The 15,849-nt window shown below is 35.9% G+C and carries 11 protein-coding genes; 6 read left to right on the top strand and 5 right to left on the bottom strand.

The window, feature by feature from the left end:
- The first annotated feature begins 133 nt into the window (after positions 1-133).
- Positions 134-1,396 (top strand): M28 family metallopeptidase, encoded by a 1,263-nt coding sequence (locus tag ACO05S_RS15590; RefSeq protein WP_421918937.1) that lies wholly within the window; start codon positions 134-136, stop codon positions 1,394-1,396.
- Between the two features lie 319 nt (positions 1,397-1,715).
- On the opposite strand, the gene ACO05S_RS15595 is transcribed toward ACO05S_RS15590, so the two are convergent.
- A complete protein-coding gene (locus tag ACO05S_RS15595) occupies positions 1,716-2,459 on the bottom strand; it encodes a hypothetical protein (protein WP_421918938.1) in 744 nt (247 codons plus the stop codon).
- Between the two features lie 1,534 nt (positions 2,460-3,993).
- Here ACO05S_RS15595 and htpG point away from each other — a divergent pair.
- Positions 3,994-6,045, top strand: a complete 2,052-nt coding sequence (gene htpG, locus ACO05S_RS15600; protein ID WP_421918939.1) for a molecular chaperone HtpG — start codon at positions 3,994-3,996, stop codon at positions 6,043-6,045.
- Positions 6,046-6,109: 64 nt separating this feature from the next.
- Here htpG and ACO05S_RS15605 read toward each other — a convergent pair whose 3' ends face one another.
- Both ACO05S_RS15605 and ACO05S_RS15610 read right to left on the bottom strand, forming a co-directional pair.
- Positions 6,110-7,435, bottom strand: a complete 1,326-nt coding sequence (locus ACO05S_RS15605; RefSeq protein WP_421918940.1) for a DEAD/DEAH box helicase — start codon at positions 7,433-7,435, stop codon at positions 6,110-6,112.
- Between the two features lie 87 nt (positions 7,436-7,522).
- Positions 7,523-8,047 carry a hypothetical protein gene (locus tag ACO05S_RS15610; RefSeq protein WP_421918941.1) on the bottom strand — a complete coding sequence of 175 codons (525 nt, stop codon included), beginning with the start codon at positions 8,045-8,047 and terminating at the stop codon, positions 7,523-7,525.
- A gap of 173 nt (positions 8,048-8,220) precedes the next feature.
- Between ACO05S_RS15610 and ACO05S_RS15615 the strand changes: the two genes are divergently transcribed.
- From ACO05S_RS15615 to ACO05S_RS15625, 3 genes are all read left to right on the top strand, one after another.
- A complete protein-coding gene (locus tag ACO05S_RS15615) occupies positions 8,221-9,414 on the top strand; it encodes a pyridoxal phosphate-dependent aminotransferase (RefSeq protein ID WP_421918942.1) in 1,194 nt (397 codons plus the stop codon).
- Positions 9,415-9,609: 195 nt separating this feature from the next.
- Positions 9,610-9,999 (top strand): hypothetical protein, encoded by a 390-nt coding sequence (locus ACO05S_RS15620; protein ID WP_421918943.1) that lies wholly within the window; start codon positions 9,610-9,612, stop codon positions 9,997-9,999.
- Positions 10,000-10,232: 233 nt separating this feature from the next.
- Positions 10,233-10,424 carry a hypothetical protein gene (locus ACO05S_RS15625; protein ID WP_421918944.1) on the top strand — a complete coding sequence of 64 codons (192 nt, stop codon included), beginning with the start codon at positions 10,233-10,235 and terminating at the stop codon, positions 10,422-10,424.
- Between the two features lie 187 nt (positions 10,425-10,611).
- On the opposite strand, the gene ACO05S_RS15630 is transcribed toward ACO05S_RS15625, so the two are convergent.
- Positions 10,612-13,242, bottom strand: coding sequence for a TonB-dependent receptor (locus tag ACO05S_RS15630; protein WP_421918945.1), 2,631 nt, complete (start codon positions 13,240-13,242; stop codon positions 10,612-10,614).
- Positions 13,243-13,501: 259 nt separating this feature from the next.
- Here ACO05S_RS15630 and ACO05S_RS15635 point away from each other — a divergent pair, with 259 nt between their 5' ends.
- Positions 13,502-14,482, top strand: a complete 981-nt coding sequence (locus tag ACO05S_RS15635) for an endonuclease/exonuclease/phosphatase family protein (protein WP_421918946.1) — start codon at positions 13,502-13,504, stop codon at positions 14,480-14,482.
- A gap of 86 nt (positions 14,483-14,568) precedes the next feature.
- On the opposite strand, the gene ACO05S_RS15640 is transcribed toward ACO05S_RS15635, so the two are convergent.
- Positions 14,569-15,768 (bottom strand): FprA family A-type flavoprotein, encoded by a 1,200-nt coding sequence (locus ACO05S_RS15640; protein WP_421918947.1) that lies wholly within the window; start codon positions 15,766-15,768, stop codon positions 14,569-14,571.
- Between the last annotated feature and the right edge of the window lie 81 nt (positions 15,769-15,849).

Here is a 15,849-nt window from a genome sequence, read left to right on the forward strand (position 1 = left end):
CTTCACACATTTTTTGTAAGACCCGTTTTATCGCACCAATTTGGGTTTACAACGAATAATATAAAGAGGTAATCCCATAAGAGCTTTTCTTTTTCTAAATTTAAAGTCTAAACCATTAATTAAACCATAAGTCATGATTAAAAAAATATCGATAAGTATTGGCCTTTGCATGTCATCCTTTTTCTGTTTTGCTCAGGATATGGATTATACCAGAACGCTGGTTGAAAAATTAAGCTCTAAAGAATTTCACGGTCGTGGATATGTAAACAAAGGCGATAGTGTTGCAGCAGCCTATTTATCGAAAGAGATGAAGAGCATTAAGCTAAAAGGTTTTACTGATAACTATTATCAGCCCTATTCAATTTCTGTGAACACTTTTGCAAAGAATACCAAGCTTTCATTCGATGGAAAAGAGTTGAAGCCAGCAAGCGAGTATGTTGTAAACCCGGATGTGAGAACAGGAAAAGGTGAAGCCAAAATAACATGGATTACCAAGGATATTTTTAAAAATACCTATGCCCTTAGTACGTTTATGAAGAAGGATCATTCAAATTCATTTTTGGCAATTGATTCAACAGGATTAAATAATCCGGAGCTATACGATTTTGCTCAAGTCATGATGAAAAAGAATGTTTTTGATGCAAAAGGTATGGTGCTGATCAATGGAAAATTGAAGTACTCGGCGAAAAATAAATTGGTTGATTTTACAACAATATTGGTGAAGACCGGGGCAATTGATTCGAAAGCAAAGACAATACAATACGACATTAAAAGTGAGTTTATTGAGGATTATAAAACGCAAAACTTGCTGGGATATCTTCCTGGTAAAACAGATACTTGTATTCTATTTACGGCACATTACGATCATTTAGGATATTTTGGCGAAAACATGTATCCGGGAGCTAACGACAATGCCAGTGGAGTTGCCATGGTATTGAATTTGGCAAAATATTTTAAAGCCAAAAAGAAAAAGCCACATTACACTTTGGTTTTTGCTTTGTTTAGTGCCGAAGAAGTTGGTTTGTTAGGATCGAAACATTACGTTGAAAATCCATTGTTTCCGCTGGAGCAAACCAAAATGGTTTTAAATTTTGATATGGTTGCCACAGGAGAGAAAGGTATTTATGTAATTAATGGGCAAATGGTTCCTGATGAAATGAAAAAGTTTCAAGCCATTAATAAAGAGAAGGAATATGTGTTTAATATGTTTGGAACACCAGAATCTTCTTCTTCCGATCATGCCCCTTTTCACGATAAAGGCGTAAAAGCCGTATTCTTTTATACTCATGGTGATAATGCCGATTATCATGAGACCACCGATACGGCAGACCGATTATCCTACAAGCAATTCGAAGGAATTTTTAAGTTGGTGAGAGATTATGTGGAGATGAAATAATTCCGTAGAGACGCAGTATACTGTAGAGACGCAGTATACTGCGTCTCTACAGTATTTTCAAACGAAAAAACTGTCAGGTTCAGAATTCTGACATTTTAAAATGTTATCAATGATTGTTGTGATATTCTACTAATTTGTAGAGGGAATTATAATTTTCCGGAAGGAAAAAGAATTTAAGAAATTATCCGTGTAACGGTGGCAAAATGAAGAATTAAGCTTGCCGATTTTTACCTCAGAGCTAAAGAATAAAGATGATATATCAGATCTTTCTTAAAAAAACAAAACAAGGCCTCTCAGCCTTGTCTCTGCCTGCAACCGCTTAATCCACTTTGCTGCTTACTTCTTCATCGGTTGTAGCTTTGCTTCTGCGAGTTCTGATTTTTTGGTTGATTAAATGGATGTAGTGATTAATCTTTGCATATGTATCGGCATAGGTTTCAGGCTGATTGTCTGTTAAAATTCCTATGTAGGGAAGTAATTTTTTATTGATAATTTCCACTACTTCTTTTTTAAATACCCTGGAAGGAATGGTTTGCTTTTTTATGGCTTTTACTTCCTGTCCCTGACGATACATACTTTGCAAATTGGAGTAAGCCGTTTTGCACAATGTATAGCTTTCTTTTACGCCAAACAGATCTGACATCATGCTCTGATAGTCTTCCTGATCCAATTCGGTAAATAAAGACATGGCATGGGTCATTTGATCTTCGTAGCCCAATTTGTACAGATAGCGATCGTTGGCATCTACCTGAGCCCAGATTTTGCCGGCCTTGTTAACAAATATAGGATCTGCCAAATGCATGTTGGCTTCCACAAACATTTTAAAACAGATGATCCTGTCATCAAAAATTCTATCCAAAGCCGAAATTTCAGCCGTAAATTCCGACTTGCTTTCAACTCCAATTGAATTGAGAAGGCTGTTTTCTTTCGATTCTAGTTTGGTAACAATTGCAGTTAGGTTGGTATCTGCGCTAAAATCGATTTTAGAAAGAACAGATCGAGCGTTACTACTGGCGTCGTATGCTTCGCCGCCTGTACATGATCTTAATAATTTTATATCCATTATTAGATAAGTTTAAATTAAAATATTTCGTTGAGTGGTTTGAACTTAATAAAAACGCATCTATTAAGAAAAGAAAAATTTACAAAAATCCTTAAAGTGTAAACTTTTGCTTTTCAGTGTTTGTTATTTGATGGACAATGGTTAAATTGATCGGTTTTCGAATTAACAAAATAGATTTATATAAAAAATCAGGCTGTGTTGCCTCAGAAATTCAGATCAGGAAATTTACAAGCGAAATTGGAGTGAGAAATCCAGAGAAATAAAATTTTACTTGTAAAAGGAGTGCGAAATTCAGATTAGTGAAAAATGACAGTGTTTTTTGTCTCAGAAATCCAGATCAGGAAATTTACAAGCGAAATTGGACTGAAAAAATCCAGAGAAATAAAATTTTACTTGTAAAAAGGAGTGCGAAATTCAGATTAGTGAAAATGACAGTGTTTTTTGTCTCAGAAATCCAGATCAGGAAATTTACAAGCGAAATTGGACTTAGAAATCTGGAGAAATGAAAACAAAATGAAAAATGGGAGTGAGAAAGTTCGATTTTTAAATTTCAGAAGAAAAATGCTTTCAGAAATCCATCGAAATCAATTTTGAATAAAAAAAGGCTTTCAGAAAGTCAGATTTCCCGAAAATGATTTGTAAAAAGACTGATCCGGACAGATCACTGCAAAATTCAAATTAAATTTCGCTCAGAAATCGAGCGAACTGCCATTTCCGGATTTTGAAGTTCTCAGAAATTCGGATTTGCGGTATTTCATCACTAAAGGATAACAAAGGATTTTTGTCATTGGTAAAGACGTCATACTAGTGTAAAGAATGCTAATTCCCCGAACTAATTTTTTGACCTATTTTCCTTTCTACTACGTTAAGCTTTTTCGCCGTAGCTAAGGCTATGCCTGTAAACCTTGCCTTGTAAATAGAAGAATATTTTCAAAAACTTTAATTCGTTTTATTAACACTCTTCACACTAGCTTTGTATAGCCCAAAACAAAAGCCTGTAAGATTTCAAACTCTGACAGGCTTAAAAAGCAATTCCTTAAATATCCTTAAAAATTAAACTTCAATTTCACACCGGTATCTCTATGATTTTTGCCATCGAAACTCCACACCACTTCAACATCCATAAAAAGGAAAATCTGCGATAAGCCATAACCAACTTCCCAATAGTTTTGCTTGTTTACGTCGAACTCACGTTATTTAAAACCGGCAATCGTTTAAATAAAAGTTGGCTTTTTAATAAATGTGTGGTTTTTAGATACATCATATACTTTAAAACAGTGGAAAAACAATGTGAAGTGTGAATTTATAAAATGCATGATCTTAAAGTAAGCCATTTAAGAAGTTTTATATTTTGTTAACAGTATTGATTTAAGTACTGGTGCAAGAAATTTTTTCATATTAGGAGTAATATCATCTGCCAAAATTCTGCACTTTTTTCATCTTTCCTGTCTTAATGTCATAATTGTTGTATTGGCACAGGCTTTGACTAATGGCAATCGGAAAAATTAAAATTAATCTTTAAAACAATATAAGTATGTCAACAGGAAAAATTGGTGTTACCAGTAACGATCTGTTTCCAATTATCAAGAAATTTTTGTACTCAGATCATGATATCTTTTTGAGAGAGATTGTGTCGAATGCAGTAGATGCAACTCAAAAGTTGAAAACCTTGTCTTCAACCGGCGAATTCAAAGGTGAATTGGGTGACCTAACTGTTCGTGTGAACATTGATAAAGAAGCTAAAACCATTACCATTTCGGATAAAGGTATTGGTATGACTCAGGAAGAGATCGAAAAATACATTAACCAAATTGCCTTCTCGGGAGCCGAAGAATTCCTTGATAAATACAAAGATCAGGCGAATGCCATTATCGGTCATTTTGGTTTAGGATTTTACTCTTCGTTTATGGTATCCGATAAGGTGGATATTGTAACTCTATCGCATAAAGAAGACGCAAAGGCTGTAAAATGGAGCTGCGAAGGGAATCCGGAGTACTCTATCGAGGAAGTTGAAAAAGCGGAAAGAGGTACCGACATTGTAATGCACATTTCGGAAGACGAGAAGGATTTTTTGGAAGAAAGCCGCATTCAGGAATTGTTGAACAAGTACTGTAAATTCTTGCCAATCGAGATTGCTTTTGGTAAAAAGAAAGAGTGGAAAGATGGTAAGGAAGAGGAGACCGATGAGGACAATGTAATTAACGATATCAATCCGGCTTGGACCAAGAAACCGGCTGATTTGAAGGAAGAGGATTACTCAAGCTTCTACCGTCAGTTGTATCCAATGGGCGAGGATCCATTGTTCCACATTCATTTAAATGTTGATTATCCTTTTAACCTTACGGGGATTTTGTATTTCCCAAAAATCAAAAACAGTGTTGAAATTCAGAAGAACAAAATCCAGTTGTACTGTAACCAGGTTTTTGTAACCGATTCGGTTGAAGGAATTGTTCCTGAGTTTTTGACTTTGCTACATGGTGTTATCGATTCACCGGATATTCCATTAAACGTGTCTCGTTCCTACCTTCAGTCTGACGGAAATGTGAAGAAAATTTCGAATCACATTACCAAAAAAGTGGCTGATAGCCTACTGGACATCTTCAAGAAAGATAGAACAGAGTTCGAAAACAAATGGGATGACCTTCGTTTATTTGTTCAGTATGGCATGTTGACCGAGGAAAAATTCTTCGACAGAGCCAAAAAATTCTTCTTGATTAAGAATACCGAAGGAAAGTATTTTACATTGGAAGAGTACGAAGCAATCGTTAAGGAAAATCAGACCGATAAAGAGAACAATATCATTAATTTGTATGCTACAGATATGGACGCTCAGTTCTCGTATGTTGAAGCAGCAAAAGCAAAAGGATATGATGTATTGTTGATGGATAGCCAGTTGGATAATCACATCATCAACCACTTGGAGCAGAAAGAAACAAACAAGAAATATGTACGTGTAGATTCTGATGTTGTTGACAAGTTGATTCAGAAAGATGAGGTAAAAGAGTCTAAACTTTCAGAAGAGGAAAAGACTGATTTGATTCCTGTTTTCAATGCTCAATTGCCAACCGAGGGTGTAAATTACATGGTAACTTTCGAATCCTTAGGCGAGGAAGCTCAACCATTAATGATTACCCAGGCGGAGTTTATGCGCAGAATGAAGGATATGGCTGCTATGAATGCCGGAATGGGATTCTATGGCGAAATGCCCGATTCATACAATTTGGTTGTAAATACCGATCACAAGTTGGTAGGAACAATTTTGAAAGATAAGGATGCCAAGTTGAGCGACAAATTAACAGAGGTTTCGGCAAAATTGACTCCACTTTTCGAGGAAAGAGATGCTTTGGAAGCTTTGAAAAAAGACAAAAAAGAAGAAGAAGTTCCGCAAGAGGAGAAAGATAAGATGGCCGATGTTCAGAAGCAAATTACCGAGGTAAACGCCGAGAAAGAAGGCTTGCTTAAAGAGTTTGGTGCAGACAACCAGTTGGTAAAACAATTGATCGACCTTGCACTTTTGGCAAACAACATGCTAAAAGGAGAGGAGCTTGCAAAATTTGTGAAACGTAGCGTTCAGATGATTAAGTAAGAATCATATTCGTTTAAATTGAAAAGCCGGACATTTTGTTCGGCTTTTTTGTGTGGTCTTATCATTATTTGCGCTTATTTCTTTTCTTTCGATTTCTTTTTTGCGCTTCTAATTGTTTTTGTCGGCCTTTCGAACCCGAAGGCGTTTTCATATTTTTGGCTTTTTTCTGATGGAAGGCTCCTGTATCTCTACTCACGGTATTTTTTACCTTGATGTTTCGAGTTTGTTTTTTCTCATCTTCCAAAAGCTGAGATGTAATTTCAACATCCAAGGGAACCGATTCGAGAGAGACAGGCTTGCGAATCAAATCTTCAATTTGCTCCATCAATTCTTCCTCGCCTTCGTTCACAAAGCTGATAGCGGTACCTTCTTTTTCGGCACGGCCGGTTCTACCAACCCGGTGAACATACTCCACATAGTTGGTAGGAATATCAAAATTGATTACATGACTCACATCTTCAATATCAATACCGCGGGCAGCAACATCCGACGAAACCATTACTCTTGCTTTGCCTTCCTTAAAAGCATTTAAGGCATTAATACGAGTATTCTGAGCTTTATTGGAGTGGATCACGCTCAATTCCTCGCCCAGGATATCTTCCAGTCTGTCCACAATTCTGTCGGCATTCTTCTTGGTTTCGGTAAACACCATCACCTTGTTAAACTCTTCTTTGTCCTCTAAAAGATACTTTAAGAGGTTTATCTTGCTCAGGATATTTGGAACACGATATTGAATTTGATGAATGTTTTTTACCGTTGTTGCCTGCGGAGCAACTTCAATTCTTTCTGGTAAAAACAAGAAATCGTCGGAGAGTTTGGAAACAGTATCAGAGAATGTGGCAGAGAACAACAGATTCTGATGCTTTTCCGGTAAAATATCGAATATGGCATTCAACTGAGGCATAAAACCAAGATCCATCATCTTGTCTGCTTCATCAATCACCAAAGTTTTAACTTGCGACATTTTTAGAATACGGGTCATGTAAATGTCCATCAAACGACCCGGAGTTGCTACCAAAATATCAACCCCTTCGTATACTTTTTCTTTTTGTGTATTGATATTTACTCCTCCGTAAACCCCCAAAGCACGGATGTTTATATATGGAGTAAGCAACTCAATGGTTTCGCAAACCTGCAAAACCAATTCCCGGGTAGGAACAACGATTAAGGCACGCGGATCCATTCCCTTGGCAAAATTCAATTTCATTAATATTGGCATCAAATAAGCCAGTGTTTTACCTGTACCTGTTTGTGCAATACCTATGATATCCTTTCCCGAACGAACAGGGGAAAATACCTGGTGCTGAATTTCGGTAGGTTTTTCAAATCCTGCTTCATCCAAAGCCATTCTGATTTGCTTGCTTAATTTGATATCGTCGAATGAAATCATTGCTTAAATTTTTTTAGAAAAGTTCCGCAAAAATAGGGATTTTTTAGTAAATGCGTTCTTTAAATTTACTTGTTATGGAATAGCAGTCTAGTTCCAAATACTGCTCACCTCACTTTTTAAAGCAGCAATCGTTTTGTCGATTTGTGGATTCTGAATCTGCATGTGCGATTCAATTACAGTCTTGCTCAAACCAAGAGAGGAATCGCTTGGCAGCAATTGTGAACCTTCCGAATAGATCAATTGAAGAATGCTTTCTTTAGCACTTTTTATTTCTTTCCAGAGATCAGCCGAAACATACACCTGTTGTGATAGATTGTGCTCGAATTCGGTTCTAATTGCAGCAATTAATTTTTGTTGCAACTGTTGGTTGCTCATACCTACAGCATTTTCCCTTACGATTAAAGATTCGGGATGTATTCGCTCCAGGAAAATGATTAATCTTTCATAAGCTTGCAAGCGGATAGGGGTAATTTCTTTCTGATTATTAAGAAAGAATTCTTGTTTTCTGTTTTGTTCATCTCTTTTAAAAAATGCTTTTATTACTAGGTAAGCAGTAGCAAAAACCACCAGTGATGGTAAAATGTATTTTACTATTTCTAAAACACCTGTCATTTTTTTAGGCTTAAATTAAAAATTCGATTTTATTACATGTCCGATATGTTTAAAAACAGTATCTTTATCAGCCGTAAACATTGATGAGTAGAACAATCATTTTGTTTACAGGGGGACAACATATTTTAACAAAAGTATTAAGCAAATTTTTAAATCCCTAAATTAAATCTAGAATGTTGAAAGTTTCGGACCGTATTGCAGCGATGGAATTGTCTCCAACGCTGGCAATGTCACAGAAAAGCAGAGAAATGAGAGCTCAGGGCATCGATGTTATTAACCTGAGTGTTGGAGAACCTGATTTTGACACCCCTGACCATATTAAGAAAGCGGCACAAAAAGCGATCGATGATAATTACTCACATTATTCACCGGTTCCCGGATTTCTTGAATTGCGTCAGGCTGTAGTTAACAAGCTAAAACGCGAAAATGGTTTGGATTATACATCAGATCAGATTGTTGTATCAAACGGAGCGAAACAGTCCATTGCCAATGCCATGATGAGCATTGTTAACGAAGGAGATGAAGTAATTATTCCATCACCATTTTGGGTAAGCTATAGCGAAATTGTAAAGTTGGCCGAAGGTAGCTGTGTTTTTATTCCAACCAATATTGATCAGGATTTTAAAATTACTCCTGAACAGTTGGAAAAAGCAATTAGCCCCAAAACCAAAGCCTTTTTATTTAGTTCTCCGAGTAACCCAACAGGTAGTCTTTATACAAAACAGGAATTAAGAGCATTAGCCGATGTGTTTGTAAAGTATCCGGAAATTCTTGTAATGTCGGATGAAATTTATGAGCACATTAACTATGCAGGAGCTCACGAGAGCATTGCGCAATTTGAAGACATGAAAGATCGTGTAATAGTAATCAACGGTGTTTCTAAAGGTTATGCAATGACAGGCTGGAGGATTGGCTATATTGCAGCTCCATTATGGCTTGCAAAAGCTTGTGGTAAATTGCAAGGTCAAATGACTTCAGGAGCATCTTCGATTGCTCAAATGGCATCGGTTGCAGCTTTGGATGGCGATCAATCAAGTGTTGAAACTATGAGGGCTGCTTTTAAGAAAAGAAGAGACTTGGCTTTGGCACAATTAAAAGAAGTTCCCGGATTTGAAATTCGTAAGCCCAATGGTGCTTTTTATCTGTTTCCTCAGGTTAAAAGTATATTTGGTAAATCCAACGGAAGTGTAACAATTAATAATTCAACCGATTTAAGTTTGTACCTGTTGGAGTATGCCAATGTAGCTACTGTAACCGGTGAGGCTTTTGGTGCTCCGGAATGTTTGCGCTTATCTTATGCAACCAGCGAAGAACAAATGGCTGAGGCAATTGGCAGAATTAAATCGGCGATTGAAAAGTTGATATGATACAGATATAATATCAAAAAACAGATATATCATAAAGGGGCCTTCTCAAAATTGAGAGGCCTCTTTTTTTGAGTCTGATAAATCAAATGTTAAAAAATCATAAAAAAACAAGTTGATAGGTGGTGATTTATTGCTGAATAGGTTTATAAAAAACAATAATCATGAAAAAAAAACTTATTAAGCTTATTATTTGTCTTGCTGACATGCAATTTTTTAGCTGCACAAAATGTGGTGCATTATTCTTTTGATAGCCAAAATACAAGCAAACATTTCGATTTTTCAACAAAAAAGGAAAAGCATCATGAAAGTGATTTGGAAGTAGGTTTACATTATGGACCAGCATGGACATCCGGAGAAGCAAGAGATTTTGCACATAACGGGAGTTCTTTTAGTGTGAATTTGGGTGCTAACAATGGAGTATTTTATTTTGGAACCGAGTTTAGTGTTACCCATTGGAAGGATCATAATGAGATGCCGGAAGCAAAAGACTTGAATTTTAATGAACTAACTTTTTATGGTTGGTGCATACCCGGGTTTTTTGGGAGAGGGCAAAGTGCAGCCCTATTTAACGTGAGTTCGACGTAAAATTCGTTCACAGTTTGCACTGATTTTGAGTAGAAATTTTCTCAAATTTTCGAAGGAATATCGGGATATTTCAAGAAGATTTGAGGAAATTTATTCCGAAAGCAGGCAAACACATAATGGAAAGTTCTCTTTACGAGATCTTCACATTAAAAATTTCTCAAAATAGCCCGCTATTCTTTCCAAAATTTTAATGCAAATCTATCGCAAATAGAACTTTCTGTGGATAGAATTTTATGTCGAACTCACGTTATTTAGGTATGGGAACAGACTTGCTAAGTTTTGGAGAATATTTGATTACCAATGAAGAGGAGGACGATTGTTATTCTTGTTACGATGAGGAAGAGAAAAATACAATGCCTGGGTGGTTCCTAATTTTGGTATTCGTTGGAAAATGGGAAATGATCTTAGTGGAAATGTGGGTTTGAGTGCCGATTTATCGGGAAATTATAGCTATACACGATTACAGTTGGAAATCGTTTTTTAATTTACCGATTAGATTTTTATACCAGTTTTATCATGAAATAATATGATACTTCATGATAAAACTGGTATTAGGTGAACAGATTCTATTAACTTTTAATGTATTCTGCCATTTAAAATAAGTTGGAACGATTAGAAATTGAATTTGATTTCAGCTCCATAAAAGCGCGGTGTACCCGCAATGTAAGTTGGAATTCCAAAATTACGACCTGTGTTTCCTGCATCAATTAAGTAATTTTTATCAAATGCATTGTTCACATAGAAATTAAAATGAAGTTTTTCTTTCTTAAGATTGAAACCGCCTCTAATATTAAAAATTCCATAAGCATCTTGTGATTCTATATCCAGATTGCTCTCTTCAAAATAAACTTTTGTTCTGTAGTTATAATTTGGATGCAACGAGAATAGAAGATTATCAGATAAAGGAACTTCAAAATCCAAACCTAAGCCCATGGTATGCTCAGGGGTTAATCTGAATGTGTTTCCAGCATACTCTTGTGGATTTCCGTCGGAGTCTTTGTCATCGAATTCGGCGTGAATATAAGAGTAGTTCCCATATAGATTTAGTAAATCACTAACTCGCCATTTTAAAGAACATTCGAAACCATAAGAGTTTGCATTACCTGCATCTTTTACAAGTATTTGATTGGTTTGTGAATCAATGGTGTTGGTTTGGAAATTTTTATAGTCGTAGTAATAAGTAGCTGCATCAAAATAAAAACTTTGACCCATACTTAAACCTTTTACGCCTAGTTCGTAGCTATTTACAGTTTCTCGTTTCAATACTTGCGGTTCGTAACTGCTTGTAAAGTACGCATCGTTGTTTGGTTTTGATATAAATTGAATCACATTTGGTCTTCTTCCTCTGGCGGCAGTTGCATATAGGTTGATTTCATCGGAAAGTGAATAGTTTAAGGCCAGCCTTCCTACCAAGGATGTAAAGCTTTTATCATGTTCTGTTTTTTCTGTAGGCATAAACAAAATGTTTGGTCCCGCACTACTTACAAAACCCAGATTAGCATTTTGAGAATCTAAATTTGCTGCTTCGAAAGCCGATTTTATTTTTTCAATACTCAAACGAAGTCCAGCAGTAAGTTTTAACCTGTTACTAAGTTTGTATGTTCCATCGGCAAAAAATTCAAATGCAGTATTTTCTCCATAGTTTTTATAGTATTCGTTATGACTGGTTAATAAGGGGCTTTGCAAAATAGCATACAAAGCGGCTACCTGTTGTTGCACTTCTGGTGGCAACACTCCAATAGGAGGTAGAGGATTGCTTAATAGTTCGCTTCCTGATGCAGGCAATAGGGCTTGTCCATTCAACACCAATGGAATAGGGTTTAATTGTGTGCCTAAGGCTTGTAACGACGGATTGATTGAGTTAGCCAAAATTGGCGAGATTAAAGCGAAATAAGATCTTTCGTCGGTGCTAAAAGGTACTTTTTGTGAACCTTTCTCATAAAACAAGTTTGCTCCTGCGAAACCTTCCAGTTTATCATTCAGTTTTAAATTCAATCGAAATTCCTGGCTGAATTGCTCACCTAAGGCATCTTCAGCAAACCATAAAGCAGGTGCCACAGTACCATCGGCATCGAATGATTCGTAAGAATCAAATTCACGATAAGCACTTATTGATGTTAAGCTTAATTGATTGTTAAAAAAGTGCTTTCCCTGAAGGGTGATTCCCCAAACTTTTCTGTCAAGGCCTAAATCTTTTCCTTCATCCAAATCAGCAAAATTCCATGCTTTTGTATCTCCATCTAGTGGAGCATACGTTCCACTTTTAAAGGCTGTTCCCGGAGGAGTATCCTTCTGATAATTATAGATTAAATCGAATTTGGTTTTACGACCTGCCAATAATTTTAATGAGGCTCTAAAAGCTTTTGTGTCTTTTCCGTTTAGGTTTCCTCCCGATAGATTTTTTATATATCCGTCGCGCTCTTGATAATAACCTGCCAAACGAAAGAACAATTTGTCTTTAAGCAGTGGGGTATTAAAATATCCTTGTGCACTTCTATTGTCATAGTTTCCCGAAGCTATGCGAATTGATCCCGAAGTTTCGTTTTTAGCTTTGTTTTGAATGAAATGAATAGCTCCAATTTGTGCTCCTCTTCCAAATAATGTTCCTTGTGGGCCTTTTAGAACCTCAACGCGTTCCATATCGTAAATTTCTACTATCGAACCTCTTGATTTACTTATTGAAACGCCGTCCTGAAAAACAGATACCCTTGGTTCGATATTGGCAGCACCATTATCGCTGGTAATCCCTCTAACTACAAATCCGGGATTGTTTGGACTTTGTATTTGTAGTTGAATTCCGGGTATGTAATCGGCCAGTTGGTCCATTTGTGTAAAACCTGTATTTTCGATAAAATTGCCTGATACAGAGCTTAAAGCGGTGGGTATTTCTACAATAGATTGACTTCTTTTTTGTGCTGTTACAATAAGGCCTTTTAAAACAACACCTTCCTGCAATTCAATCTTTAATTCAGTTGTTTTGGTAATCTTTATTTTGGTGGAGTATTTAGTATATCCAATGTAGCTTACAGTGATATTATACTCACCATCCGGAATTTTATCGATACTATAATTACCATTAAAATCGCTAACCGAACCAAGTTTTAATTCTTCGATGTAAACATTAGCTCCGATTAAGGCACTCCCATTTGGGTCACTTACCGACCCATGTAGAGTATTCAATTTTTGTCCCAAGCACAATTGAATATTAAGAATAGCTATTAGGGCAATAAACATTTGTTTCATAAGTATATCAGATTATTAAGGTTAAAAATCAATATTACATTGTTAAGTATAATTGTAGGTTATATGATTTTATAATAATGGTTAAGTATTTGTGTCGATTGCTTAAAGAATATTTAAAAAAATATTAATAATAGTTAATGAATCGTAAAGTGTTTGTATTTTACTTTAAAGGTGATAATATTCATTAACCATTACTTTCGGTTTTATTGTGAAATGATTATTTCATACTGATACTGGCATAACTTGTAAACTTTGTATTATGAAACGATTGGCTGGCTTTCTTGCTAAAGCGATATTTGTGATTTTATTGATATTTATTGGATTCTATTTTTGGGCAAAACAATCCAGTTTATCTTCAGATCAGTATTGCTTAATAAAAAATCATGAAAATGAAATACGGCATAAGTGTGACAGTGTATTGCATGTAATGACTTATAATATTGGTTATTTATCAGGAATGACGAATAACCAGCCAGTTAGAGCTGCAAAAAAATGGTATGATGATAATTTACAGCATGTAATTAATGAGCTAGGTAATCTGAATGTTGATATCGTAGCAATGCAGGAGATTGATTTTAATAGCAAACGCTCATATTATCTGGATCAGAACAAGGAAATAGCCAATGGCTTATTTACATATTCGGCAACTGCTGTGAACTGGGATAAGAAATATGTGCCTTTTCCTTATTGGCCTATCCGGGTTAATTTTGGTAAAGTATTATCAGGGCAATCGGTGATGAGCAAATACGAAATTGTGAATCATGAAAGAAATGTATTGAAAAGAGTTGAAAGTAACCCTTTTTATTACGATGCATTTTATTTAGATCGTCTTGCGCAGCTTGTTCGATGTAAGCATCCTATTAAAGATTTTACTCTTATTAATATTCATGTTGAGGCATTTGACCAGGCTACAAGAATAGACCAGCTAAAATCTGTATTGAAATTGGTAAAAAGCGAAGCTCAAAATTCACCCGTAATTGTGTTGGGAGATTTTAATAGTGATCCGAATTATAAAAATTCGGCAATAAAAATATTCTTGGAAGAGGAAATATTAGCCTGTGCCGGAGGTATAGACATGTCTCAGTATGAAAAAACATATCCATCACGAAATCCTTCAGAAAGGCTGGATTACATCTTTTATACGAAAAAAGATTTTAAGCATACAAAGGCATTTGTAGCTAAGAAATTTGCGGAAGCATCGGATCATTTGCCTTATTATGCCGAATTAAAATTTCACTGATCGGAAAAATAAGATACATTCTAATAAGAGTACGCCCAAAAAATCATTTGTTTTATGGGCGTTCTTATGAAATGTTTTTTCGGAATTTAAGAGTACAATTCCTTCAAGCGTTTTGCCATACCATCAGCCAAAGCTTCGCATTGATCGAAATCTTCTTTTCCGGGAGCGCATAAAGCTTCGGGACTAACCTCAATGGTTTCCCATTTGATGTTCTCAGCAAATTTATTCAATCGCTTCAGGCCTCCGCCTCCCCACGATTTAGAACCGAATACACCCAATACATGATCTTTTACTCCCATGTGTTCCAATTCATTGATTAAGGTTTCCATGGTTGGGAATACATCTCCATTGTAGGCACAGCTACCCAAAATTACTCCTCGATATCTAAAAATATCATTGATAATGTATGAAGGATGTGTTTTTGAAGAATCGTGAATACGGATTTTTTTAATTCCTTTCTTTACCAAATGGCGAGCAATATTATCGGCCATTTTTTCGGTATTACCATACATCGATGAGTATACGATTACACAACCTTTGTCGGTTTTGTATTGGCTCCACTTGTCGTATTTGGCAACAATATCAGCAATATGGGTTCTCCAGATCGGTCCGTGAGTTGCACAAATCATTTTAATCTCAAGTCCACCAAGTTTCTTCAATGCATTTTGAGTTGGGCGGCCATACTTCCCAACAATATTTGAATAGTAACGACTAATTTCTTCCTCCAGGTAATCTAAATCCAATTCATCATCGAAAATGCCACCATCAAGTGTACCAAAAGCACCAAAAGCATCACCCGAGAACAGTATTCCGTTGTTTGATTCGAATGTTACCATGGTTTCCGGCCAGTGTAACATTGGAACCATGTAGAAGTTCAATTTGTGCTCACCCAAATCGATACTGTCGCCTTCTCTAACCTCCATTAAATTGTCTTTTATCCCGTAAAAACGTTCCAGCATAGGGAAAGTTTTTTTATTGCCAACAATTTTCATTTCAGGATAGCGCTCAACCAAGGATCGAATTGAACCGGAATGATCAGGTTCCATGTGGTTAACAATTAGGTAATCAGCTTTACGACCATCAAGAACTTCCTCTATATTGTCAAGATATTCGTCCATTGTCCCTTTTTCAACTGTATCGACGATAGCTATTTTTTCATCTGCAATAACATATGAGTTATAAGCAACACCTTTTGGCAAGGGCCAGTAGTTCTCGAAAATATGGGTTCTACGGTCATTTGTTCCTACCCAGTAAATCTTTTCAGAAATATTGTTTTTATTGTGCATTTCTTATTGTTTTAAAATATTATGCATGATCCCGCTTTAAAATCTTTTTGAATCTCCTATCAATCAAAAATCAATAAGTAT

Origin of the sequence: Marinifilum sp. (assembly GCF_965230805.1) — a bacterium.
In the GTDB taxonomy this organism is placed as follows: domain Bacteria; phylum Bacteroidota; class Bacteroidia; order Bacteroidales; family Marinifilaceae; genus Marinifilum.